General features: G+C 71.6%; 23 protein-coding genes. 7 read left to right on the top strand and 16 right to left on the bottom strand.

The window, feature by feature from the left end:
• Nucleotides 1-93: 93 nt before the first annotated feature.
• Nucleotides 94-552 (top strand): universal stress protein, encoded by a 459-nt coding sequence (locus ACIRQP_RS13985; protein WP_403888368.1) that lies wholly within the window; start codon nucleotides 94-96, stop codon nucleotides 550-552.
• A 78-nt stretch (nucleotides 553-630) separates the two neighbouring features.
• Here ACIRQP_RS13985 and ACIRQP_RS13980 read toward each other — a convergent pair whose 3' ends face one another.
• Complete coding sequence (locus ACIRQP_RS13980) at nucleotides 631-1,836, bottom strand: CapA family protein (protein ID WP_403888365.1); 1,206 nt, start codon at nucleotides 1,834-1,836, stop codon at nucleotides 631-633.
• Between the two features lie 277 nt (nucleotides 1,837-2,113).
• Between ACIRQP_RS13980 and ACIRQP_RS13975 the strand changes: the two genes are divergently transcribed.
• Complete coding sequence (locus ACIRQP_RS13975; protein WP_403888603.1) at nucleotides 2,114-2,695, top strand: sigma-70 family RNA polymerase sigma factor; 582 nt, start codon at nucleotides 2,114-2,116, stop codon at nucleotides 2,693-2,695.
• On the opposite strand, the gene ACIRQP_RS13970 is transcribed toward ACIRQP_RS13975, so the two are convergent.
• On the bottom strand, nucleotides 2,632-2,847 hold the full coding sequence (locus ACIRQP_RS13970) for a zf-HC2 domain-containing protein (RefSeq protein WP_403888362.1): 216 nt from the start codon (nucleotides 2,845-2,847) through the stop codon (nucleotides 2,632-2,634). The two genes, ACIRQP_RS13975 and ACIRQP_RS13970, sit on opposite strands and share 64 nt — an antisense overlap.
• Before the next feature lie 122 nt (nucleotides 2,848-2,969).
• Here ACIRQP_RS13970 and ACIRQP_RS13965 point away from each other — a divergent pair, with 122 nt between their 5' ends.
• Nucleotides 2,970-3,485: a hypothetical protein gene (locus tag ACIRQP_RS13965; protein WP_403888359.1), complete on the top strand. Its 516-nt coding sequence runs from the start codon at nucleotides 2,970-2,972 to the stop codon at nucleotides 3,483-3,485.
• Nucleotides 3,486-3,510: 25 nt separating this feature from the next.
• On the opposite strand, the gene ACIRQP_RS13960 is transcribed toward ACIRQP_RS13965, so the two are convergent.
• The 4 genes from ACIRQP_RS13960 to ACIRQP_RS13945 all read right to left on the bottom strand — a co-directional run bounded on the left by ACIRQP_RS13960 (nucleotide 3,511) and on the right by ACIRQP_RS13945 (nucleotide 7,591).
• Nucleotides 3,511-4,701: a sensor histidine kinase gene (locus tag ACIRQP_RS13960; RefSeq protein ID WP_403888356.1), complete on the bottom strand. Its 1,191-nt coding sequence runs from the start codon at nucleotides 4,699-4,701 to the stop codon at nucleotides 3,511-3,513.
• Nucleotides 4,698-6,329 carry a cation acetate symporter gene (locus tag ACIRQP_RS13955; RefSeq protein ID WP_403888353.1) on the bottom strand — a complete coding sequence of 544 codons (1,632 nt, stop codon included), beginning with the start codon at nucleotides 6,327-6,329 and terminating at the stop codon, nucleotides 4,698-4,700. The genes ACIRQP_RS13960 and ACIRQP_RS13955 overlap by 4 nt, the downstream gene beginning before the upstream one ends.
• Nucleotides 6,326-6,703 (bottom strand): hypothetical protein, encoded by a 378-nt coding sequence (locus ACIRQP_RS13950; RefSeq protein ID WP_403888350.1) that lies wholly within the window; start codon nucleotides 6,701-6,703, stop codon nucleotides 6,326-6,328. Before ACIRQP_RS13950 ends, ACIRQP_RS13955 begins: the two co-directional genes overlap by 4 nt.
• Nucleotides 6,704-6,841: 138 nt before the next feature.
• Nucleotides 6,842-7,591: a LytR/AlgR family response regulator transcription factor gene (locus ACIRQP_RS13945; RefSeq protein WP_382516142.1), complete on the bottom strand. Its 750-nt coding sequence runs from the start codon at nucleotides 7,589-7,591 to the stop codon at nucleotides 6,842-6,844.
• Nucleotides 7,592-7,673: 82 nt separating this feature from the next.
• Here ACIRQP_RS13945 and ACIRQP_RS13940 point away from each other — a divergent pair, with 82 nt between their 5' ends.
• Nucleotides 7,674-8,339: a zf-HC2 domain-containing protein gene (locus tag ACIRQP_RS13940; RefSeq protein ID WP_403888346.1), complete on the top strand. Its 666-nt coding sequence runs from the start codon at nucleotides 7,674-7,676 to the stop codon at nucleotides 8,337-8,339.
• A 110-nt stretch (nucleotides 8,340-8,449) separates the two neighbouring features.
• On the opposite strand, the gene ACIRQP_RS13935 is transcribed toward ACIRQP_RS13940, so the two are convergent.
• Entirely contained in the window at nucleotides 8,450-9,325 is an 876-nt protein-coding gene (locus ACIRQP_RS13935; protein WP_403888343.1) for an Fpg/Nei family DNA glycosylase, read from the bottom strand.
• 163 nt (nucleotides 9,326-9,488) lie between these two features.
• On the opposite strand from ACIRQP_RS13935, the gene ACIRQP_RS13930 reads away from it, so the two are divergent.
• Nucleotides 9,489-10,208, top strand: coding sequence for an alpha/beta fold hydrolase (locus ACIRQP_RS13930; protein WP_403888340.1), 720 nt, complete (start codon nucleotides 9,489-9,491; stop codon nucleotides 10,206-10,208).
• On the opposite strand, the gene ACIRQP_RS13925 is transcribed toward ACIRQP_RS13930, so the two are convergent.
• The 4 genes from ACIRQP_RS13925 to ACIRQP_RS13910 form a co-directional block, all read right to left on the bottom strand.
• On the bottom strand, nucleotides 10,196-11,047 hold the full coding sequence (locus ACIRQP_RS13925) for an amidohydrolase family protein (RefSeq protein ID WP_403888337.1): 852 nt from the start codon (nucleotides 11,045-11,047) through the stop codon (nucleotides 10,196-10,198). The genes ACIRQP_RS13930 and ACIRQP_RS13925 overlap by 13 nt on opposite strands.
• Nucleotides 11,044-11,358, bottom strand: a complete 315-nt coding sequence (locus ACIRQP_RS13920) for an L-rhamnose mutarotase (RefSeq protein WP_403888334.1) — start codon at nucleotides 11,356-11,358, stop codon at nucleotides 11,044-11,046. Before ACIRQP_RS13920 ends, ACIRQP_RS13925 begins: the two co-directional genes overlap by 4 nt.
• On the bottom strand, nucleotides 11,355-12,368 hold the full coding sequence (locus tag ACIRQP_RS13915; RefSeq protein WP_403888331.1) for an aldo/keto reductase: 1,014 nt from the start codon (nucleotides 12,366-12,368) through the stop codon (nucleotides 11,355-11,357). The genes ACIRQP_RS13920 and ACIRQP_RS13915 overlap by 4 nt, the downstream gene beginning before the upstream one ends.
• A 185-nt stretch (nucleotides 12,369-12,553) precedes the next feature.
• The gene (locus ACIRQP_RS13910; RefSeq protein WP_403888600.1) at nucleotides 12,554-13,309 is read right to left on the bottom strand and encodes a helix-turn-helix domain-containing protein; all 756 of its coding nucleotides are present in this window, start codon (nucleotides 13,307-13,309) and stop codon (nucleotides 12,554-12,556) included.
• 223 nt (nucleotides 13,310-13,532) lie between these two features.
• Here ACIRQP_RS13910 and ACIRQP_RS13905 point away from each other — a divergent pair, with 223 nt between their 5' ends.
• The gene (locus ACIRQP_RS13905) at nucleotides 13,533-14,201 is read left to right on the top strand and encodes a DUF4097 family beta strand repeat-containing protein (protein WP_403888328.1); all 669 of its coding nucleotides are present in this window, start codon (nucleotides 13,533-13,535) and stop codon (nucleotides 14,199-14,201) included.
• Nucleotides 14,202-14,227: 26 nt separating this feature from the next.
• Nucleotides 14,228-15,046: an alpha/beta fold hydrolase gene (locus ACIRQP_RS13900; protein WP_403888325.1), complete on the top strand. Its 819-nt coding sequence runs from the start codon at nucleotides 14,228-14,230 to the stop codon at nucleotides 15,044-15,046.
• Between the two features lie 131 nt (nucleotides 15,047-15,177).
• On the opposite strand, the gene ACIRQP_RS13895 is transcribed toward ACIRQP_RS13900, so the two are convergent.
• From ACIRQP_RS13895 to ACIRQP_RS13875, 5 genes are all read right to left on the bottom strand, one after another.
• Nucleotides 15,178-16,629 carry a wax ester/triacylglycerol synthase family O-acyltransferase gene (locus tag ACIRQP_RS13895; protein ID WP_403888322.1) on the bottom strand — a complete coding sequence of 484 codons (1,452 nt, stop codon included), beginning with the start codon at nucleotides 16,627-16,629 and terminating at the stop codon, nucleotides 15,178-15,180.
• Between the two features lie 110 nt (nucleotides 16,630-16,739).
• Nucleotides 16,740-18,812: a SpoIIE family protein phosphatase gene (locus ACIRQP_RS13890; protein ID WP_403888319.1), complete on the bottom strand. Its 2,073-nt coding sequence runs from the start codon at nucleotides 18,810-18,812 to the stop codon at nucleotides 16,740-16,742.
• A 63-nt stretch (nucleotides 18,813-18,875) separates the two neighbouring features.
• The gene (locus ACIRQP_RS13885) at nucleotides 18,876-20,036 is read right to left on the bottom strand and encodes a DUF6777 domain-containing protein (protein ID WP_403888317.1); all 1,161 of its coding nucleotides are present in this window, start codon (nucleotides 20,034-20,036) and stop codon (nucleotides 18,876-18,878) included.
• Between the two features lie 463 nt (nucleotides 20,037-20,499).
• Nucleotides 20,500-20,673 (bottom strand): hypothetical protein, encoded by a 174-nt coding sequence (locus ACIRQP_RS13880; protein WP_403888314.1) that lies wholly within the window; start codon nucleotides 20,671-20,673, stop codon nucleotides 20,500-20,502.
• A 281-nt stretch (nucleotides 20,674-20,954) separates the two neighbouring features.
• A complete protein-coding gene (locus ACIRQP_RS13875; RefSeq protein WP_403888312.1) occupies nucleotides 20,955-22,463 on the bottom strand; it encodes an SDR family NAD(P)-dependent oxidoreductase in 1,509 nt (502 codons plus the stop codon).
• Nucleotides 22,464-22,467 lie beyond the last annotated feature (4 nt).

Genomic DNA, 22,467 nt, shown 5'->3' with positions numbered 1-22,467 from the left:
GCGCGTGTCGTCCTGGTCCGGCCGGATCGTGAGGTCAACGCTCCGGGGAGACCGCCGCCGGTCTGTTCGCCGGGAGCGGATACCCTGCGTGCCGTGACTCAGCAGCCCACTCAATTCGAACGTGGTACCGACGGCCCGAAGGTGATCGTCGTCGGCGTGGACGGTTCGCAGTCCTCGTTCCGCGCCGCCGCGTACGCCAGCGGCCTCGCCAGGCGCCAGAACGCCCTGCTCGCCATCGTCTATGTACAGCCCGTCATGGCGGCCGGCGCCGCCCTCGGCGCCCCGGTCACGGAGGCGACCGGGGAGATCGCCGAGGGGCTGGTGGAGGAGATCCGGGGGGCCGTGGAACGGGTCAGGGACGTCTGGGACGTCCGCTGGGAGTTCCACACCTTCCACGGGGACCCGTACAGCGGACTGGTCACGGCGGCCGACGAACTGAAGGCGGATGCCGTGGTGGTGGGCGCCTCGGAGTCGGCGGGGCACCGGATCATCGGCTCGGTCGCGGTACGGCTGGTCAAGGCGGGCCGCTGGCCAGTGACGGTCGTCCCGTAGCCCGCGTCGTACGGCTCCCTCCGCCCCACAACCCCCGACCGCGCTCCCGCGTCCCTCCCGACGCGCCCGCCGTCCCTCTCAGCGGCCCGTGGTGAGGCCGTCCGCCGCCGCGCCCCGGCTCAGGACCGCCTCGCTGATCTCCGACTGGATCTCGCGGTAGTCGTCCCGCTCGGAGTCGCTCCGTACCGCCTCCGGCAGATTGACCACGCGTCCGGTGTCGAGGTCCCACATCTGCGGGATGAACTGGGCCTTCTTCACCGGCCAGCGCTCCCCCGGCGCGGCGGGCGGCGCGAAGGTGAACCGGCCGATCGAGCCATGGTTGCCCCGTGCGTCCAACTCACCGTCGTCGTTGGTCATCGTCCCGGCGATCTGGTCGCCCATCCCGTAGATGATCCAGGTGCCGTTCACCTTCTCGTACGGCTGCGGGACATGTGCGTGGGTGCCGAGGATCAGATCGATGTCGGGGCGGCCACCGGTGCGCGACGCGGTGAGTTTCCTGCCCAGGCTCAGTTGCTGCTCGTCGGGGTCCGTCTGCCACTCGGTCCCCCAGTGCAGGCTGATCACGACGACATCGGCGCCCGCCTTGCGTGCGGCGCGGGCATCCGCGATGATCTTTCGCTCGTCGATGAGGCCGACGGCCCAGGGCTGCCCGTCGGGAAGCGGATAGTCGTTGGTGCCGAAGGTGTACGCCAGTTGCGCCACCTTGGCTCCGCCCGCCGTCAGCAGCGCGGGGCGCGCGGCCTCGGCGGCCGAGCGGGCCGTACCGGTGTGCCGGACGCCCGCCTTGTCGAAGGCGTCGAGGGTCCGGTGCACCCCCTCGGCTCCGTCGTCCAGGCTGTGGTTCGAGGCGGTGGAGCAGGAGTCGTAGCCGGTGGCCCGCAGACCGGCGGGGATCTCCGGCGGGGAGACGAAGGCCGGGTAGCCGCTGTACCAGCCGTCCTTCTCGCCGAACACGGTCTCCATATGACAGATCGCCACATCGGCGCGGGAGACCACCGGCTTCACGCTGTCGAGCATCGGCCCGAAGTCATAGCCCTCGCCGTCCGCGTCGGCGTTCGCCCGGTCGATGACGGAGTCGTGCGGCAGCACGTCCCCCGAGGCGACGAGCGTGAATCCGCGCTGCTGCGGCGTGGAGCCGCCCGCGGCGGAGGGTGCGGCGGAGCCCGGCCGCGGCGGGCCGTGCGGGACCGGGGCGGCTGGCCGCTCGGGACCGGTACAGGCCGCCGCGGTTCCGATGAGCAGCGCCGCAGCGGCCACCGCTCCCTGTCGCATGCGCTTCGTCATCGGGCAGGCTCCATTTCCGGGGGGATACCGTCCCAAAGAATCCATATGTTCATATAAATGGTTGTCAACTAACCAAGCCGACAGTGGCCATGAAAGGGGCCAAACGCCACCGCCCGACCGTTCACCGCACCACTCGCCGCAGTGAGCGACCGCTCGTCGCAGACCTCGGTGCACTGTCTGTCCCTCGGCGTCGCCATGCGTTCGGATACGCCAGGCGGCAACGGAGCCGCGTACGACGGCGACCCCGGCGGGAAGGGCGTTCACGATGACCACAGCCATGGCCGAGGAGAGGACCGACGAGCGGGCGCTGACGGAGCTTCAGCGCGAACACGGACCGGCCCTGCTGAACTTTCTGCTGGGTCTGACGTACGGCGACCGGCAGCGCGCCGAGGATCTGCTCCAGGAGACGCTGGTCCGCGCCTGGCAGCATCCCGAAGCGTTCGACGGGCCCTTCGACTCCATGCGGCCCTGGCTGTTCACCGTCGGCCGCAGGCTGGCGATCGACGCCCGCAGATCCCGGCTGGCCCGGCCCACGGAGGTCAGCGACGGGATTCTCGCCGCCACGCCCGACCCCGAGGACCGCACCGAATCCACGGCCGCGGTGCTCGACGTACGGAATGCGGTGCGGACGCTGAGCCATGAGCACCGCGCGGTGCTGACCCAGATCTACTTCCGCGGGCTGAGCGTGAACGAGGCGGCGCGGGTGCTCGGGATTCCGCCCGGCACGGTCAAGTCCCGTTCGTACTACGCGTTGCGCGCGCTGGCCCGTTCACTGCCCGGCTACAGCGCGCCCGGCTACCGCAGATCGTCCTCGTCCAGGAGCGCCAGCAACGACGGCGCGTCGGCCACCTCAAGATAGGCCGCGCCGCACGGGCCGCACTCCGCCAGATGGCCCGCGATCCGCCGGTTCTCCGCGGGCGCGAGCGCTTCGAGTACGTAGGCACCCAGGAGCGACCGCACATGCGGGCCGGAATCGTCCGCTCCATCGTCGGACGCGTCACCCTCGGCCACACCCGTCACAATCCTCTCCCGTCCGCCGACCGATCCTGCCTTTCTGGCCACGCGGGGCGGCCACCGCCGGTTCAATGCTCCGTGAAGCAGGCTTCGGGGGAAGAAAGGAAGGCGGAAGAGCGATGCGTCCGGAATGTACCGAAGGGGCGGGTGGTGGCGGTCTCCTGGTGCCCATGGCTTGGATGTACGCGGAGTACATCGCCGACGAGTTGTTGCGCACCGGCGATCTGATGCCGCCGACGACGCTCGAATACCGGGCGGGGCGGGACGCGCTGGCCCTGACGATCTTCCTCTCCGACAGTTCGGTGGGCGGCCCGCGCGTGGTGGCCAGGATGGAGGAGTGGCGCTCCCTCACGGCGTACGGGACCTGCTGGCGGGAGTGGGTCTGCGGGCGGCTCGACCGACTGGAGGCGGCCGCGTTCGAGGCCGGCCGGGAGACCCGCGATCCGGATCTGGAGCTGGCGGGCGCGGCCTGGCGGTGGCTGGAGGAGACGGAGCTGCTGGCGCCGGATCTCGATGCCATGGGCGCGGCGTGCGACGATCCGTGCCCGGCCGGCGAGGCGGAGGGCCCCCAGATCTGGACCCCGGCCTGGCAGCTCGGGCTGCCGCTCGGCCATCTGGCGATCCATCTGTTCTGACCGGCGGCGCACGCGGGCGGGGCGCTCAGGTGCCGTGCACGCCCGCGCGGTACTTGGGAATCCGTACCGTGATCTTCGTACCCGCACCCACGCCCGTCTCGATGACCAGGCCGTACTCGTCGCCGTAGACCTGGCGCAGCCGCTCGTCCACATTGAGCAGTCCGATCCCGGTGGACGCGCCGCCCTCGCCCCGCAGGATCCGGCGCAGCCGGTCCGGCTCCATACCGACCCCGTCGTCCTCGATCACCACCTCGGCCTCGGCGCCCGCGTCGAGCGCGCTGATGGTGATCCGGCTCGTGGTGACGGCCCCTTCGAGGCCGTGTTTGACGGCGTTCTCGACGAGCGGCTGAAGGCAGAGGAACGGCATCGCCACCGGCAGGACTTCCGGAGCGACCTGGAGCGTGACCGAGAGCCGCTCGCCGAACCGGGCCCGTACGAGCGCCAGATACTGGTCGATGGAGTGCAGTTCCTCGGCGAGGGTGGTGAAGTCGCCGTGCCTGCGGAACGAGTAGCGGGTGAAGTCGGCGAATTCCAGCAGGAGTTCCCTGGCCCGCCCGGGGTCCGTACGGACGAACGAGGCGATGGCGGCGAGGGAGTTGAAGATGAAGTGCGGGGAGATCTGGGCCCGCAGCGCCTTGATCTCGGCCTCGATCAGCCGGGTGCGGGAGCGGTCCAGCTCGGCGAGTTCCAGTTGTACGGAGACCCAGCGGGCCACCTCACCGGCCGCCCTGGCCAGGACCGCCGACTCGCGCGGCGCATAGGCGACCAGGGTGCCCAGGATCCGGTGGTCGACGGTCAGCGGGACGGCCACGCCCCAGCGCAGCGGGCATTCGAGATCGCCGCAGCCGCACGCGAAGGCGGTACCGCGTCCGCTGGCGAGGAGTCCCTCGACCTGTGCCATCACCTGCTGGTCGTGATGTTCGCCCGACCCGTCCCAGGCGAGCACCCTCTCCCGGTCGGTGAGACAGAGCGCGTCGGTGCCGAGCAGGGAGCGCAGCCTGCGGGCCGCCTTGCGGGCGCTCTCCTCGGTGAGACCGGCCCGTAGCGGGGGCGCGGCGAGGGAGGCGGTGTGCAGCGTCTCGAAGGTGGCGCGCTCCACGGGTGTGCCGACATCGCTGGTCCGCTCGGGGCGCGCGGTGCGCCGGCCGAGTACGAAGCCGCCCGCGAGGAGCAGCGGACCGAGCACGATCAGTACGGCGAGGGCGGCTCCGCTCATCCGGCGCCCCCGGTTCCGGTGACGTTTTCCGTGACGTTTCCCGCCCCGTTGCCCGTCACGTCTCCCGTCCCGTTGCCCGTGACAGTTCCGCCACCCGTCGCGTCCGGGCTCGCGGACGGGCTTGCGGACGGGCTCGCGCTCGCGCCTCCGTCGCGGCTGCCGGACATCAGCACCTCCGGCAGATGGAACCGCGTCATCGCCGCGTTGGTACCGGACGGTATCCGGCCGCGCGTGGCCAGGGACACCAGGATCATCGCGAGGAAGCCGACGGGCACCGACCAGACGGCGGGCCAGGCGAGCAGCGCGTGCGGCCAGCCCGACCGTACGGACCCGCTCACCGTGATCACCGTGGCGGCGAACGCCAGACCGCCGCCGAGCAGCAGTCCCGCGATCGCGCCGGGCGGCGTGAGCCTGCGCCACCAGATGCCCAGCACCAGCAGCGGGCAGAACGACGAAGCGGAGACCGCGAAGGCCATCCCCACCGAGTCGGCCACGGGCATCCCGCTGACCAGCAGTGACCCGCCGAGCGGTACGGCCATGGCGAGCGGGGTGGCCAGCCGGAAATGGCGTACACCCCGCGAGGGAAGGACGTCCTGGGTGAGGACCCCCGCGACGGCCATGGTCAGCCCGGAGGCCGTGGAGAGGAACGCGGCGAAGGCGCCGCCCGCCACCAGCGCGCCGAGCAGATCCCCGCCGAGGCCGCTGATCGCCCGCTCCGGCAGCAGCAGTACGGCGGCGTCGGCCTCCGTACCGTAGGGAAGTTCGGGGACATACAGCCTGCCCAGCGCGCCGTAGACGGGCGGCAGCAGATAGAACGCGCCGACCAGCGCCAAGACGATCACGGTGGTCCGGCGGGCCGCGCGGCCATTGGGGCTGGTGTAGAAGCGGACGACGACATGGGGCAGCCCCATCGTGCCGAGGAAGGTCGCCACGATCAGACCGTAGGTCGCGTACAGCGGATGGTCCGCGCGGCCGACGACGGCCGCCGTCAGATCGAGGTCGACGCGCGGCCGTCCGTCGCCCTGCCAGGCCAGCAGCAGGAAGAGCGCGGGCACGAGCAGTGCGGTGAGCTTGAGCCAGTACTGAAACGCCTGGACGAAGGTGATGCTGCGCATCCCGCCCGCCGCGACCGCCACCACCACGACCAGGGCGACCAGCACCCCGCCGAACCAGTCGGGCGCGCCGGTGAGGATCTTCAACGTCAGCCCCGCGCCCTGGAGTTGGGGCACCAGATAGAGCCAGCCCGCACCGACCACGAACACACTCACCAGCCGCCGCACCGCACGCGATTCGAGCCGGCCCTCGGCGAAGTCCGGGAGGGTGTACGCGCCGGAGCGCCGCAGCGGGGCGGCGACGAAGAGCAGCAGGACGAGATAGCCGGCGGTATAGCCGACCGGGTACCAGAGCATGTCGGGGCCGTGCAGCAGCACCAGGCCCGCGACGCCGAGGAACGAGGCGGCGGAGAGGTATTCGCCGCTGATCGCGGCGGCGTTGAGCGCGGGCCGTACCGTGCGGGAGGCCACATAGAAGTCGGAGGTGGTACGGGATATCCGCAGCCCGAAGCCGCCGACGAGGACGGTCGCGAGCACGACCACGGTGACCGCGGCCACCGTGTAACTCTGGTTCACGGAACGGGCCGGCCCTTCACGAGCCGGGCGAAGTCGCGTTCGTTGCGCTCCGCGCGCCGTACGTACCACCAGGCGAGCAGGGTGAGCAGCGGATACGCGGCGAAGCCGAGCACCACCCAGACCGCCGTCGCGTCGCGCAGGGTGGCGAAGGCGAGCGGCAGCGTGGCCGCGACCAGCGCGAGAAGCGCGAACGCGGTGAGTCCCGCCCGGAGTTGACTGCGCATCAGGGAGCGGACATAGGCGTCACCGAGCGCGGTCTGCTCCTCGATCTCGGCCTGGGCACGGTAGCGCGGCAGGGGGCGTACGCGACGGGGCTCACCGGTCACCACCTCGCGCCGGGGCACCGGCTGCCGGGACGCGGGCTCTCCCGTCATTTCCGACCCCCTCTTTCTCTCCGGCTCTCCGCGCTCCCGCCCCGGCCGGTGCCGACGCCGGGCGGACGGCTCGATGTGTCGGACAGAGCCTCGGGCCCGGAGTGTACGCAGCCCGGTGATCCCGGGGGAAGCCCCTGGTCAGCGGCCGCCCTGCCGCATCAGCAGATCACGCAGGGCGCGGGCGTGACGCCTGCTGACCGCGAGTTCGGCATCGCCGACGCGGACACTCATCGCACCCGCGTCGAGCCGTAGCTCGTCGATCCGGGCCAGGGCCACGAGATGGCGGCGGTGGATCCGTACGAATCCGCGGGCCCGCCAGCGCTCCTCCAGTGTGGTGAGGGGGATACGGACCAGATGGCTGCCGGTGTCGGTGTGCAGCCGCGCGTAGTCGCCCTGCGCCTCGGCGTAGGCGATGTCGTCGACCGCGACGAAGCGCGTCACTCCGCCCAGTTCGACGGCTATCTGATCGGCGGCGGGGGCGGAGACCGGCCCGCGCTCCCCCACCAGTTCGGCGACCCGGCGTACCGCCTCGGCGAGCCGCTCCCTGCGGACCGGCTTCAGGACATAGTCGACGGCCTTCAGATCGAAGGCCTGGACGGCGAAGCCCTCATGGGCGGTGACGAAGACGATCAGCGGCGGCTCGGCGAAACCGGCCAGCAGCCGGGCGACGTCGAGGCCGGTCAGCCCGGCCATATGGATGTCGAGGAAGACCACATCGATGGCGGCGGGGTCGTCGGGGCCCGCGTCGAGCGCGGCGCCGATCCGCCGCAGCGCCTCCGTCGCGCTGGTGGCGCCCTCCGCGCCACGGATCCGCGGGTCGGCCCTGAGCAGGTACAGCAGCTCCTCAAGCGCCGGTTCTTCGTCATCCACAGCCAGTACACGCAGCATGACGCCGGAGTGTAGGCGGTGTCCGCCGTGCGAGGACCGCCGCTGCTTGAGTCATTCGGCGTTCCCCTGCGTAACAGTCAGCATGCGGACCTTGGACCTCCATCGTGATGCCGGCGCCTACGCACTGGGCGTGCTCGACGCCGCGGACGCCTTCCGGTTCGAGGACCATCTGCCGGACTGTCCGCGCTGCTCGGAGCTGCTGGCCGAATTCGGCGGGGTGAAGGAGCAGTTGGACGCCTACGCGCGGCGCACCCCCGCCGACATGGCGCCGTTCACCGTCGCCGGTCCGGAGCTGCTGGCCGGGCTGCTCGGCCGTACCGCCTCGGGGCGGCGCCGGGACCGCGGACGGCGGCTCGCGCTGGTGGCCGCGGCGGCGGTGCTCGCGGTGGGCGGTCCGCTCGCCGTCCTCGCCGCGGCTCCTCCGGCGGATCCGGGCAGCCCGGTGACCGCCCGGTGGACCGCGTCGGACCGGTCGACGGGTACGGCGGCGGTGGTGACGGCGGCGGAGAAGACATGGGGGGCGGATATCGGCCTTGAACTGGTCCGGGCCGGTGACTCCGGCTCCTGCGCACTGATCGCGGTGGGCCGGGACGGATCGAGGGAGACCGTGACGTCGTGGGCGGCGCGCGCGGGCGGCTCCACGCCGCTGGTCACCCGGGGCGGTGCGGCGCTGCGGCCCGGCGAGATCGACCACTTCGAGGTCCGTGCCTCGGACGGCCGCCGCGTGATGACGATCGGCGGGCGATGACGCCGGACGGTGAGCGCGCGGCGGCCGTCCGAGGCCGGCTGCTCAGGAGACCGCTCGGACGACCCTGGAGACCGCTCAGGAGGCCGTCAGGAGGCCACTCGGGAGGTTACTCATTTGAGGAGGCGCGACATCCTGCGGTCGGCGAGCGGCTTCCCGCCCGTCTGGCAGGTCGGGCAGTACTGGAGCGAGGAGTCGCTGAAGGAGACCTCGCGGATGGTGTCGCCGCAGACGGGACAGGATTCACCGGTACGGCCGTGCACCCGCAGCCCGCTCTTCTTCTCCGCCTTGAGCCGCCCGGCCGCCACTCCGCGCGAGCGCTCGACGGCACTGTGCAGTGTGTCGCGCAGTGCCTCGTAGAGGGTCGTGATCTCGTCCTCGGAGAGGTTCTTCACCGGCTTGAACGGCGACATTTTCGCCGCGTGCAGGATCTCGTCGCTGTAGGCGTTGCCGATGCCCGCGAGCAGGCGCTGGTCGCGCAGCGCGCCCTTGATCTGACGGTTTTCACCGGCGAGGAGCCGGGCGAACGCGGCCCGGTCGAAGGAGTCGTCGAGCGGATCGGGGCCGAGGCTCGCGATCCCGGGGACATCCGCGGGATCGCGGAGGAGATGCACGGCGAGGCGCTTGGTGGTGCCGGCCTCGGTCAGATCGAACCCGTCTCCCCCGTTGAGGACCGCGCGCAGCGCGAGGGGGCCCTTGCCGGGCCGCGGGGGCTCGGCCGGGAAGGAATCCTTCCAGCGCAGCCAGCCCGCGCGGGCGAGGTGGATGGCGAGATGCAGTTCGCCGTCCCCGGCATCACGCGCGACGATGTCGAGAAACTTGCCGTGGCGGGCGATGACGGTGACCGTGGCGCCCTCCAGTGCGGAGAGAGGCGGATCGTATGTTTTGAGCACATTGATGGTCAGTGGCAGGACACGGACGATTTCCCTGCCCACCAGGTGGCCGTCGAGAAACTCTCGCAGCGCTTCCACTTCGGGTACTTCCGGCATGCGTCCAGGGTGCCGCAGGGGCCGGGTGAACGCCCGGCGGGGCGGTCGGGCACCACATGACCGCCGCGGCGACGAATCCGTTCTCCGGATCGTTCATGGAAGAGCCCCGCCAGAGGTTCCCCGGACAGCCCCCCGGGCTCCCGCCGTCGGAAGGAAGGCCCACGTGTCCATACGCGATCGCCGAGCCGCCGTCCAGCCCGCTCTCGTTCTGGACAGAACCGCCGCGCGCCCCCGCGCCGTCGTCCTGCTGCTGCACGGCGGGCGTGAGGAGGGCGTGGAGCCGCCGGCCCGGCTGAGTCTGCCCGGCGCCCGGATGTGGCCGTTCACCCGTGCGGTGCTGCGGGCCACCGACGGATACGACGTGGTGGTGGGCCGGGTGCGCTACCGCTGCCGGGGCTGGAACGGCAGCCGGGCCGACGCGGCGCGCGACACCCGCCGGGCGCTCGACGAGCTGGGGCCCCTGGTCGGTCCCGTGCCCGTCGTGCTCGTGGGGCACTCGATGGGTGGCCGTGCCGCCCTGGCCGCCGCCGGCCACGACCTCGTCAGCGGGGTGGTGGGGCTCGCGCCCTGGTGCCCGTCGGGCGAGCCGGTGGCGCAGCTGGCGGGCCGCAGGACGGTGCTGCTGCACGGCGACCGTGACCGGGTCACGGATCCGCGCGGCAGCGTCGAGCTGGCCGCCCGCGCCCGTGCGGCGGGCGCCGAGGCCTGTGCCGTACTGCTGCCGGGCGGTGATCACGCGATGCTGCGCCGCCCGCGTACCTGGCACGCCCTGGCCACCCACTCGGTCACCGCGCTGCTGGGCATGGAGCCCTTCCCCGGTCCGGTGCGCCATGCCTTCCCGGAGTCGGCCGAGGACGGAATCGACCCGCTTCAGAGTGCGTAGACGCGCCGCGCGGTGTCCCGGAAGACCGCGTCGCGCTCGTCCTCGCTCAGTCCGTCGGTCACGGTGCGCGCCGCGTCGAGCACCTCTCCGTACGTGGCGGCCAGCCGGCACACCGGCCAGTCGGAGCCGAACATCAGCCGTCCGGGCCCGAAGGCGTCGAGGACCGTGTCGGCGTACGGACGCAGTCCCTCGGCCGTCCAGGAGTCCCAGGCGGCCTCGGTGACCATCCCGGAGAGCTTGCAGACGGTGTTCGGCCGCGCGGCCAGCGCCCTGACCAGGCCCGCCCACGGCTCTGTCGCGCCCCCGGCGATCGGCGGCTTGCCGAGATGGTCGAGGACGAAAGTGAGACCGGGCAGCAGCTCGGCGGCCTTCGCGGCGGCGGGCAGCTGATGCTCCAGGATCACCAGGTCGTACACGAGTCCCGCGGCGGCGACGGCGGCCAGACCGCGTCGCGCGTCCGGGCGCAGCAGCCACTCCGGGTCGGGCTCCCCCTGCACCTGATGGCGTATCCCCACCAGCCGGTCGCCGCCGGGCAGCTCGCGCAGTGCGGCGAGCGTGTCCGCGACCCCGGGCGCGGTGAGATCGGTCCAGCCGACGACGCCCGCGACGAGGTCGCTGCCGTCGGCGGCGGCAAGGAACTCGGGGGTCTCCTCGGGGACCCCGATGGTCTGGACGAGCACGGTCGCGGACACCCCGGCGGCCCGGGTCTCGGCGTCCAGATCCGCCAGGGTGAAGTTCCGGCGGATGGGGGCCATGGCGGGGCCGGTGATCCAGTCCTGGTCGCGTACGGACAGATCCCAGATGTGGTGGTGTGCGTCGATCACGCCCGGCGGTGTCATGACAGCTCCCAGACGACGGGCAGTCCAGCTCCGGCGCCGGCCGCGGAGTAGTCGTGCACGACATCCAGCAACTCGGCCATCCGGGCCTGCCAGGCGACATTGACCGGAAGCCGGTCCAGCTCGGCGAGCAGACGGGCGTAGTCCTCGCACTCCAGCAGATGGAAGAGATCGGTACCGCTGCGCCAGATCGTCCAGGAGGTGGCGCCCGCGGCGCGGATCGCGGCCGTGAGCTCGGCGGGCACCTCGCGGTGCGCCGCCTCGTACTCCCCGACCCGGTCGGCGCGGACCCTGGTGTGCAGGGCGACCCTCATGACAGCACTCCGTCCTCGGTCAGTGGTCCGGTCGGCGGTCCTTCGGTCAGCAGCCCTTCGGCGCGCAGTTCGGCCCACAGGTCGTCGGGGACGGTGAGGGCGGCCAGTTCGGCCGCGTCACGTATCTCGGCCGCGGAACGGGCGCCGACGAGCACGCTGGCGACAGCCGGATGACGCGACGGGTAGTGCAGGGCCGCGGCCCGCAGGGGCACTCCGTACCGGCGGGTGACGGCGTCCATCCGCAGGGCCCGGTCGAGCAACTCGGGCGGGGCGGCGGTGTAGTCGTACGTCGCGCCGGGGCGCGGGTTGGCGAGCAGCCCGGAGTTGAAGACCCCGCCGGCGACGACGCTCCTGCCGCGTGCGAGGGCCTCGGGCAGCAGTGCGGTGAGCGCCGACTGGTCGAGCAGGGTGAAGCGGCCGGCGCACAGCACGACATCGGCGTCGGTGTCGCGGAGGAAGCGGGTGAGCATCGCCGTCTGGTTCATCCCGGCGCCGATCGCCCCGACGACCCCTTCGGCGCGGAGCCGCTCCAGCGCCGGATACGCCTGCTGGAAGGCTTCTTCCGCGTGGTCGTCGGGGTCGTGCAGATAGACGATGTCGATACGGTCCACCCCGAGCCGCCGGAGGCTGTCCTCGATGGAGCGGCGTACCCCGTCCCCGCTGAAGTCCCAGACGCGGCGGTGCGTGGCGGGTACGGCGAAGCCGTGGGCGAGATCGTCGCCGACGGGGCCGGGGCCGGACACGGGGGCGAGCAGCCGGCCCACTTTGGTGGAGAGGGTGTACGCGTCCCGTGGTCGGTCGCGCAGCGCCTCGCCGAGCCGCCGCTCGGAGAGCCCCAGACCGTAGTGCGGCGCGGTGTCGAAGTAGCGGATGCCCACGTCCCAGGCGGCGTCCAGCGCCGCGGCGGCCTGCTCGGGTCCGACAGGGGTGTAGAGATTGCCGATCCCGGCCGCCCCGAAGGACAGTCCGGTCACCCCGACCGTTCCGCGTCCGAGCGTAGTGTGCCGCATACCGCTGCCGCCTCCCGATGTAGCCGCTGCCGACCTCCCGGCCGATGCCGAGGGCGACCAAGATGCCGATCACGATGAAATATTCATCGGATGACTGGACGCGTCAACACCCATGAAGCAGCTATCTGTGAGGATTTCGCACCCAGCTGTCCGATCTCTCGGGGTTCTGTGGTCGCCGAGGCTGTCTATCCGCGATCCGACTTCGGCCCGACGGTGCCCTCCGAGGGCGTGTCGGGTCCGCTGTGGAGGATCTCGCGGGCTTGTTCCGCGGCGCGGGTGATGCTCTCGCCGATGAAGTCGACGAAGCGGGCGATGTTCTCCAGGCGGGCGGCGGCCGGGGTATGGCGGCCGAGGACGGCGACGCCCTGCCGTGCGGTCTCGGCGAGCTGGATGTTGGCCCGGGCGCTGGCGATCGTCGACTGGTACCAGACGTCGCCGTCGGCGACATAGCGCTCCCGGCGGCGTTCGTCGCGTTCCCGGCGCACGAGGCCCTGGCTTTCGAGGAACGCGATCGCTTTGGAGATGGATGCCGGGCTGACCTGGAGGTGCTGGGCGAGTTCGGACGCGGTGAGGCTGCCCGCGTCGGTGATGAAGAGGCAGGTCAGCACCCGGGCCATCATCTTGGGCAGGCCCGATTGCATGAGGAGGGTCGTGAAGATCTCCTCGTACTCGCGTACCGCCTCGGGGTCGCGCCCGTGGGCCTGCACGGGGGCGTGGGGTCCCGGGAGCGCGGTCCGCCGACGGCGGTGGGTGCGGCGTTCGGTGGCGCGGTGGGCGAGGTCGGCGCGGTAGGCGGCGGGGCCGCCGTTGCGCATCACCTCACGCGTGATCGTCGAGGTGGGGCGGTCGAGACGTCTGGCGATCTCCGCGTAGGCGAGGCCGTCGGCCAGCCCCAGCGCGATCTGCTGGCGTTCCTGCTGGGTGAGTCTGCCTCCCGGCATCGCGATCTCCTCTGTGTTCCGTGATGCCTCCAGCATAGCGTTCACTCCTCATTCAATGCAACGATGGAATGACTGACGTTGCGTTACCGCCATATCTGTTGCAACGATAATTAGGCACCTACCTGCGCTGGTGCCCTAAACAAGCAACGAACTTGTTGCGTAATCCTTGAACGCTACGTAGCGTTTCCGGTGTCAGAAACAACAAGCACAAGAGGAGAACACAATGCAGAAGTACGACACCCCCGCCCCGATCTCCGCCGTCCTCGACATCCCCGCGGGACGCATCCGGCTCATCGCCGCCGACCGGACCGACACCACGGTCGAGGTCCTGCCCGCGAACGCCTCGAAGGGCCGCGACGTGAAGGCCGCGGAGCAGACCAAGGTCGAATACGCCGACGGCGTCCTGCGGATCGAGACCTCGGCGGCGAAGCACCAGATCCTCGGCCCCTCCGGATCCATCGAGGTGACCATCAAGCTGCCCGCCGGCTCCCACATCGAGGCGAAGGCGGCTGGCGCCGAATTCCGGGCCGTCGGACGGCTCGGCGACATCGCCTTCGACGGTGCGCACGGCGCGACCAAGCTCGACGAGGCTACGAGCGTCCGCCTCACCGCCCTCGACGGTGACGTCTCGGTCGGCCGCCTGGGCGGCCCCGCGGAGATCAGCACCCAGAAGGGCGACATCCACATCGCCGAAGCCGTACGCGGCACGGTCGTGCTGCGCACCGAGTCCGGCGACGTGACGGTCGTCGCCGCCCGCGGAGTCTCCGCCTCCCTGGACGCCAGCACCGGCTACGGCCGGATCCACAACTCGCTCAGGAACAGCGAAGGCACCGCCGACCTGGACATCAACGCGACCACCGCCCACGGCGACATCACCGCCCGCTGCCTCTGACCCGCAGTCTCCGAAGGAGCACCATCATGACGAAGAACAGCACGTCCTCGGCCAGTTCGAAGTGGACCGGCATGGTGCCGGTCGACGACACGGCCCTGGCCGTCACCGACACCGGCGGTCCCGGCATCCCCGTGGTCTACCTCAACGGCCAGTTCGCCACTCAGGGGTACTGGCGGCGGGTCATCACCGAACTGGGCACGGGCTGGCGGCACATCACCTACGACGAGCGGGCTCGCGGCAAGAGATCGAAGCGTTCCGCGGACTATTCCTTCGAGGCCGCTGTCCGGGACGTCGATGCCGTTCTCGCGGCCAGGGGTGTGGACCGGGCTCTGGTGGTGGGCTGGTCCTACGGGGCGTTCGTCGGGGCGCACTGGGCCGGCCGGAATCCGGACCGTGCCCTGGGAGCGGTCCTGGTCGACGGGGCGGAACCGTACGACTGGCTCGACGAGGCCATGGAGCGGCGGATCCGGAAGACGTTTCGGCGGATGGGCTGGTTCACGCCGCTGCTGCGCCCGACGGGCCTGGTCCCGCGGATGACCGCCGAACAGCAGGCCGACAGCAACATCGAGCTCGGCAGGCTCTCCCGTGAACGCGAGCTGGGCCCGGTGCTGGACAACATCACCGTCCCGGTGCGGTATGTGCTTGCCTCGGGGTCGTCCTTCGGAAGCAAGGGTGATGAGCAGGAACGAATTCGCGCAAGTCTCGATCAGGTATTCGAGCGCAACTCGAACATCCGGCTCAGCGCGAAGGTCGCCAGCAACCACGGCGCGATCCTGAAGAAGGACTTCCCGGCCGTCGCCGAGGCCGTACGCGAGGTCGCCGCCCTCGACCGCGGGAGGCACTGAAGACACGACCAACGGCATCGGACTCCGTCACCGGACCGGCCCTCCGCGCTTGTGCCCCTCCCGGCAACGTGTGCCCCGTCACGGCGGGCAAACCTTGCCGGTCGTGGCACTGGCGGCGCAGGATCAACGACTCAGCGTTTACCGCTGTACCGATGTTCCCCGAGGCCGGGGCCGGCGGAGCGGATCCGGCCGCCCGGCCCGGTGACCCGCAGCAGTTCCCGCAGTTCCTCCGTCATCCCGCGCGCCAGCCGGTCGAGGTCCGGCACGGCCTTGCCGTCGGCGACGAGCCCCACATGCACCCGCCCGCCGTAGGAGGACAGTGCCACCGCCAGGGACTGTCCGCGGGCGAGCGGCGCCATCGGATACACCTCGCGCAGCGGGCAGCCACCGAGCGAGAGCGTGGAGCGCGGCAGCGGGACGCTCGTCACCAGGATGTCGAAGAGCATCCTGGCCGCGCTGCCGGCGAGGGACGCCCCGAGCCGGTGGGCGAGCGGCGGCAGTTGGTCCGCGAGGACGGCCACCGCGCCGGCCCCGCGCGAGGGGCCGGCGGACTTGTTGCGGTCCATGCCCAGGCGTACGGCGGCGAGCCTGGCCCGGGGGTCGGCCTCGGCCACCGGCAGGCCGAGGAGATAGGCGGAGAGCCGGTTGCCGGACCCGGGCGGACTGCCCGGTCTGTGCCGGGTGACCGGCACGAGCGCACGCGGGGCGACGGCGGGCAGCGGCTCGCCCCGTTCGAGCATCCAGCGCCGCAGCGCGCCGGCCACGGTCGCGAGAAGCACATCGTTGGCCGTTCCGCCCGCGGCCCTGCGGATCCGCTGGACGTCCTCCAGATCGAGCAGGGCGGTGGCGAGCCGCCGTGTCCCGCTGGACCCGGCGGTGAGCGCGGGCATACCGCGCGGGTCGAGCCGGCTGGCCCGTACGACCGAGGCGCCGATGCCGACCGCCCGGCCCAGCTCCTCGATCCGGCCCCTGGCCAGCCCGGCCACCTGCCAGGGGCCGGGAAGCCAGGACCGGGGCGGCACCGGACGCGTCCGGCGGGCCCCGGCCGCCCGCGCGTCGGCGATCTGGTCGAAGATGCCGGCGCCGATCGCGACGGCGCGCATGCCGTCGGCCAGCGCGTGGTGCAGCTTCACCAGGACGGCGAAGGGCCGGCCGCCGTTGGCCGCCTCCCGGGCCCCGCCGCCACCGGCACCACCACCGCCGCCCTCCGCCGTCAGGACATACATCTCCCACGGCGGGATACCGCGTTCCAGCGGACGTTCCATCAGCTCCCCGGCCAGCCGCGCCGCCTCCGTCGCGAACTCCCCCTCGGGCAGCGGCAGTCGGCGCACATGACGGCGTACGTCGAACTCCTTGTGCACCGCCCAGGCCGCACCGCCGACCGGCAGCCAGACGTCCCGTACCCGCATCCGGAGCCGGGGAATGGCGGCGGCCCGCGCGGCGAGCAGCTCCCGCACGCCCGCTCCGCCGGCCGTGCCGGGCGCCGCGGTGAAGATCGCGAGCGCGCCGAGGTGCATGGGATGGTCCGCGGATTCGAGATGCCAGAAGGCCAGATCGATAGGTGCCAGCAGCTCGATGGTCAAGGGAACCCCAGGTCCTAGAAGGCGAGGTACGGCGACGGGCTCAGCCAATCGCCTTTGTTCGATTACGGTCAAGTACGATCAAGTCACCTAAAGTTAACGACGAAAACCGTTCAATGTGACGGCCGGTCCAGGACGATGAACTCGCACCACACGCACTTGCCGCTGCCGCGCGACTCCACACCCCACTCCTCCGCCAGCCCTTCCACGAGCCGGAGCCCGCGCCCCGAGACCCCTGAAACCCCGGCGTCCCGGCGGTGCGGCAGGGCGCTCGAACCGTCCTCGACCTCGACCCGCACCCGTCGCTCCACCCCGGACAACACCCGTACGGTCACGACGGCGTCACCATCGGTGTGCAGCAGCGCGTTGGTGATCAGCTCGTCCGCGGCCAGCTCGATCTCGTCGGAGCGCTCCCCGGCGCCCCAGGCGGCCACCGCCGCGCGGATCGTGTGCCGGGCGGTGCTCAGCCCCTCCGCGTCACCCTGCGCGACCTGCTGCTGGAGCCGGCCGCCCGAACGCGGGGCGAGCGCGCCGCCCCGGCGCAGCAGCAGCACGGCGACATCGTCCTCGCCGCCCCGCGCGTCCACCACCTCACAGAGCCGGTCGGCCAGCAGCTGGAGATCGCGCGGACCGTCCCGTACCAGCGCGGCCAGCAGCCGCAGCCCGTCGTCCAGATCGGCTCCCGGTTGTTCCACCAGCCCGTCGGTGTAGAGCAACAGGGCCTGGCCGGGGTCCAGTTCGATCGTCTCCACCGGGTAGTCGAGCCGGCCGAAGGCCGCGGAGAGGCCGAGCGGCAGCCCGCCGGGCACCGGCAGTCTGCGGCAGCCGCCGTCGGTGTCCCTGATCAGCGGATCGACATGGCCGGCCCGGACCAGCTGGACCACTCCGGTGGCGAGGTCGGCCTCCGCGTAGGTGCAGGTCGCGAAGCGGTCCGTGTCCAGTTCATGGAGGAAGACCGAGGCCCGCGCCATCACGGTGGCCGGCGCGTGCCCCTCGGCCGCGTACGCGCGCAGCACGATGCGCAGCTGCCCCATCACAGCGGCCGCGTGGGTGTCATGGCCCTGTACGTCGCCGATGACCGCGCCGACCCGGCCGCCGGGCAGCGGGATCACGTCGTACCAGTCACCGCCGATGTCCCGGCCGAGCCGGGCCGAGCGGTAGCGGACCGCGATCTCGGCGCCCGGCACGGCGGGGATCCGGCGGGGCAGCATCGCCTGCTGGAGCCCCTCGGCCAGATCGTGTTCCTGCTCGAAGAGGACGGCGCGCTGAAGACTCTGGGCGATGCTGCTGCCGAGCGCGACCAGCAGATTGCGGTCCTCGGCGGTGAAGCCGCTCTTCTCCTGGTAGAGCAGCCCGAGGGCGCCGATGGGCCGCGCCTGGGCGATCAGCGGCAGATAGGCGGCGGCGTTGATGCCGAGCTCGCTGATGTGCGGCCACAGCAGGGGGTAGCGCTCCGCGAACTCCTCGGCGGACTCGATGAAGCACGGGGCGAGCGTCCGTACCACCTCGCTCATCGGGTACTGCTCGTCGGTCCGGGTGACCCGCGTCCCCTGTACGTAGGAGCCCTCGGGGCCCTCGGCGACCAGATGGATGCGCCCCGCCTCCATCAGCCCCATGACCAGGCTGCCGGCCCCGAGGTGTGCCAGGCCGTGGGAGTCCTTCAGTACGTCGATGACGTCCTGGACGGTTCTGGCGTGGGCGAGCGCGGCGGCCGTGCCCTCGACGATACTCGTCCGCACCCGGCGCACCGCGCTCAGTTCGAGTCGCGCGGCCGAGTCCGCCAGTTCCTGGGAGGCGTCGCGGACGATGCCGATGACGCGGTAGGGCCGGCCCGCCGGGTCACGGCGGATGGCGCCCTGGGTGTGCGTCCAGCACAGGCTTCCGTCCCGCCGCCGGATACGGAGGTACGCGCCGTAGTTGACGGCGCCTTCCCGCAGCGCCCGCTCCACCACGTCCGTCAGCCGGCTGCCCTCGCTCCGCGGCATCCGCGCCTCCACGCTGCTCAGCCGGCCGTCGTACTCGTCGGGGCACAGATCGAAGACCGCGAGCGCGGGGCCGTCGAGATGCAGAAGCCCGCTGTCGAGGTGCCAGTCGAAGGTGCCCGTCCGATTGAGGGACAGACTGATGCGCGGAGGGGCCGGCCAGTCGTCGGGGAGCGACAGGGGACCCGCTTCCCGTTCAACCATGGAGACACTCTGTCATTATTTGTCGGTTTCTTCGAGCGGTCCCGTCAGCCTCGGACCCAACGGTCAGCCCGCGAACGCATCGGGACGGACCGGCTCGTCGACCGACTGCGGGCCCTTCAGCGACGGGGCGGACAACTCGTCGCCGGGGACCGGCACGAGGTCGTCCGGGCCCGTCAGAATCTCGTCATCGGACAACGCGGGGTCGCCGCCGCCCCGCTCCGGCTCCACCGGACCGTCGGGCGGGACCACCCCGTCGTCCGGTACGAGCGGCGCGTCCCGCGGCTGGTCCGGCACGGCCCGGCCCTGGCCCGGGGGGTTGCCCGGGGGATTGCCTCGCGAGGCATCACCGGACGTCGATCCCACGCCGGCGGGGGCCTCGGGCATGCCGGGCTGCGGCGGCTTCACCGCGTCCGGGTCCGTGATGTCGGCCTCCGGACCGTACTGCGGCGGCACCTGGGGCGGCTTGTCCCGCCGGCCCTCGGTGCCGATCTGCCGCTCGATCCACATGTTGGCGGCCAGGTCGACGATGATCAGGCTGGTGACGACCTCGGGGGTGCGATTGATGACGACGACCCGCTCGGGCAGATAGCCCTTCCATTTCTCGCCCCGGTACCGCACGGAACCCCTGGCCGCGATCGGCGGACTCAGCGGACTGCCGTCGGCGCAGCGCACCCTGGGCACGCCCCGGTTGTCCACCATGACGGCGGTGCCCGCTTGCAGTACGGACTGGAAGGCGGCGGCGGACCGGTCGCGGTAGCCGTGGCTCGTCACCCGGATGTCGGGCCGCAGCACCACGGGGGTGAGTCCGCGCAGGAAGTCGGGGACGGACGCCTGGGTGACACCCGCTCCCTCGGCGAAGGCGCGGGCCTTCGTCCGGTCCTGGGTGAGGAGACGGGTCTGCCGCTCCACCTCACAGCTGGCGACGGAGGTGCCGCCGTAGAGCCCCGGTGTGGAGCCCGGCAGGGCGCGCGGCGCCCGAGCGGTGCCGCCCGCCCCGCCCCGGTCCGGCGACGCGGGCCGGACCGCCGGAGTGGCCACGGCATCGGGGCTCACGGTGGACCGTGTGAACGGATCGGGGCCCGGATCGGCGGCCGGCTGGAGCAGCAACTCCTCGGCGCCCGCCACATCCTCGCCACCCTCGTCCCCACCACAGCCGGCCGTGATCAGAATCCCCGCGGACAGCACGGCGAACGCGACATACCGACGACGGTGGGGTGAGCGCACCAGAATCTCCCGACTCTTCCTCCATGGATGTCCCCTTATGTGTGCCGGATCCCTCCCCACTCCGCAAGCGGGAACAGGGACGACAGGCCTGGGACTTGAACGCGTTCAGGCGGCGGCACGCGCTCGTTCGCAACGCTTGAACACGTTCACGTCCGGGGCGGGATGAGGGATGTCCGCGCAGGTCAGCCCGGTGGAGATGGCCAGCACGCCGTCGTGTGCCGGCGGGCCGGCCGCCGGCACACCCGGCTCGAGGGCCCGCCGGTACCGGTCCTCCGGAGCTGGTACGCCAAACGGCTCGGCCGCACGCCGGGCCGGTTCACTGCCGGGCCGCCTCACCGCCGGCACCTGGAGTCGGTGTCGTCGTCGGAGTGCCACGCGTCGTCCCGTACCCCGGCCGTTGCGGGGGGGTACGGGACGTACAGCGATCGGTCGGTCGATTCGGTGGGTCAGTCGGTCTGGTGGGTCAGTCGATACCGGGCAGGATGTGCGGCTCCGCGAGGTCGTCCTCGTAGCCGGCCAGTCTGATCGGAGCCGACCTGGCCCACACTTCGAGATTTCCGAGTTTCTTCTCGGGCCGACGGGTCCGCTCGACGTACTCCGCCGGGCGCTGCTCGTGTTTTGTGAGATCTGGTGTCACCGCGCACTCCTCTGTGTCGCGTAACTCTGGGACAGGACACGTTTCCGTCGCGGTGGCGCCGTTGTCGGACGGGACCGCGCCCTGGTGGTGGGCCTGTCCCAGCACAGCCGTGGGGATGGTGTATCCCCTGATTGGCCGTCCGTTCGCACCAGAGTAACCATATGAGCGCCAACCCGCTCGATAGGGCTGGCATTCGAGTGAAATTCCGGCCACTCGGCCCACGGCCGCTGGGCCGAGTGGTGATCTGACGGGCTATGAGTCCACCGGCAGCCGTTCGCGGTTTACCAGTCGGCGGGCGCGTAGTCCTTGAGGAAGCAGCCGTACAGATCCTCGCCACTCTCGCCCCGCACGATCGGGTCATACACCCGGGCCGCGCCGTCGATCAGGTCGAGCGGGGCGTGGAAACCCTCGTCGGCCAGCCGCATCTTGTCCGGATGCGGGCGCTCGTCGGTGATCCATCCCGTGTCGACGGCGGTCATCAGGATGCCGTCGCTCTCGAACATCTCCTGGGCGCTGGTACGGGTCAGCATGTTCAGCGCGGCCTTGGCCATGTTGGTGTGGGGATGACCCGCGCCCTTGTAACCACGGCTGAAGACTCCCTCCATCGCGGAGACGTTCACCACGTAGGCACGGGCCGCCTCGGCCGCGGCCATCGCGGGACGCAGCCTGCTGATCAGGATGAAGGGCGCGGTGGAATTGCACAACTGGACTTCGAGCAGTTCGACCGCGTCGACCTCGGAGACCGTCTGGACCCAGCTGTTGGTGTCGTGCAGGTCGGGCACCAGGCCCCCGGCGTCGATCGCCGTGCCCGCCTCGATCCTGGCGAGCGTCGCGGAGCCGCCGACGAGCGCGAGCCCGGTGACATCGGAGGCGCTCAGCGCCTCGGCGCCGACGGCGGGCAGTACGGCCTGGGCACCGCTGCCGAACGCCCCGATGACCTGGGAGGCCGGGAGTTCGCCCGCGGGCAGCGGCGCGGACTCGGCCGCCAGCAGTTCGCTGTACGCCTGCGGAGAGCGGCGTACCGTCTGCGCGGCGTTGTTGATCAGGATGTCCAGCGGGCCCTCGGCGGCGACGGAGTCGGCGAGGGCGACGACCTGCGCGGGATCCCGCAGATCGATGCCGACGATCTTGAGGCGGTGGATCCACTCGTCACTGTCCGGCATCGCCTTGAAGCGGCGGACGGCGTCGCCCGGGAAGCGGGTGGTGATGGTGGTGTGGGCGCCGTCGCGCAGCAGCCGCAGCGCGATGTACATACCGATCTTCGCCCGGCCGCCGGTGAGCAGCGCGCGCCGTCCGGTGAGGTCCGTACGGGCGTCACGGCGGGCCCGGTTCTCGGCGGCGCACGACTGGCAGAGCTGGTGGTAGAAGGCGTCGACCTCGGTGTAGCGGGTCTTGCAGATGTAGCAGGAGCGGGGGCGCCGGAGTATGCCCGCGATCTCGCCGCTGACCGAGGAGGAGGGCAGCAGGCCCTGGGTCTCGTCGTCGATGCGCTCGGCGGAGCCGGTGGCGGTGGCCTCGGTGACGGACTTGTCATGGGCGGTCTTGGCGGCCCTGCGCTCCTGGCGACGGCGCTGCTTGACGGTCCGGTAGACGCCGGCGGTGGCCCGCCGGACCGCGATCGCGTCGGGGTGGTCGACATCCAGCTTGTCGAGTTCGTCGAGCACGGCCAGACAGACGGCCAGGCGCTCGGGGTCGATGCCGGGACCGTACTCCTGGCTCTCGGCATGCACCGGGCTCTCGGCGTACGGCCGGCTGTCGCCGTACGCCGGGCTGTCCTCTGTCACCGTCATCGCT

Origin of the sequence: Streptomyces sp. NPDC102274, from assembly GCF_044766385.1 — a bacterium.
Lineage (GTDB): Bacteria > Actinomycetota > Actinomycetes > Streptomycetales > Streptomycetaceae > Streptomyces.
Note: the sequence above shows the minus strand (reverse complement) of the source record. Positions and strands in the feature narration are given on the sequence as shown.